Annotated in this window: 2 protein-coding genes; both read right to left on the reverse strand. The window is 76.7% G+C overall.

Annotated features, from left to right (window positions below; all coding sequences use genetic code 11):
- The coding region (gene fliO, locus FA014_RS19655; RefSeq protein ID WP_154731269.1) for a flagellar biosynthetic protein FliO at positions 1–379 on the reverse strand (379 nt) is incomplete at its 3' end.
- On the reverse strand, positions 379–790 hold a 412-nt coding region (fliN, locus tag FA014_RS19660), incomplete at its 5' end, for a flagellar motor switch protein FliN (RefSeq protein ID WP_154731270.1). The genes fliO and fliN, both read right to left, overlap by 1 nt.

The following is a 790-nucleotide window of genomic DNA, read 5'->3' on the forward strand; positions in this document are numbered from 1 at the left end:
CCTCCGCCACCGCGACGGCACCCCGGGCGCGCCGCGGCGTCGGCAGCACGGCCGCGGCGAGCGCACCGAGCGTGAGCGGCGCGGGGGCGGGCGCGCCGGCCTCGTCCTCCGCGGGCTCCTCGTCGGCGACGGCGTCCAGCTCGGTCAGCATGGTGACGTTCTGCTCGCCGTAGCCGAGCAGCAGCCGTCGGTCGCCGACCGCGACGACCACGACGCCGGCGTGGCGGCCGAGCGCCTGGCGCCCGACCACCTCGACGGCAGGGCCCGCGGGCCGGCGACGGCCCTTGCCCCACCCGGCACGGCGCGCGAGGACCCAGATCAGGCCGATCACGCACGCCAGCGCCAGGAGGACGCGCAGGCCCAGGACGACGGTGTCCATCAGATGGTGCCGTCCTCGCGTGCGATCTCGGTGATGCGGATGCCGAACTCCTCGTCGATCACGACGACCTCGCCGCGGGCGATGAGCCGGCCGTTGACCATGACGTCGGCGGGGCTGCCGGCGGCCCGGTCGAGCTCCAGGACGGCGCCCGGGGTCAGCTCGAGGACCTGGCGGACCGGCAGCTTGGTGCGGCCGAGCTCGGCGGTCAGCGTCATCTCGACGTCGTAGAGCACGTTCAGGCTCGCGCGCTGGGTCGGGACGCCCGGGACCTTGGCGGTCGGCTCGGTGCGCAGGCGCATGCCGAACCAGGCCTGCACGCCCTCGTCGGTGGTCAGGGCGACCAGGTGCGCGTCGGCCGGCAGCGCGGTGGCGACGGGCTCCGTGCGCGCGGCCTCGAGCACGCCGGCGCCG

Source organism: Cellulomonas hominis (assembly GCF_005239125.1).
GTDB classification, from domain to species: Bacteria; Actinomycetota; Actinomycetes; order Actinomycetales; family Cellulomonadaceae; genus Cellulomonas; species Cellulomonas hominis_A.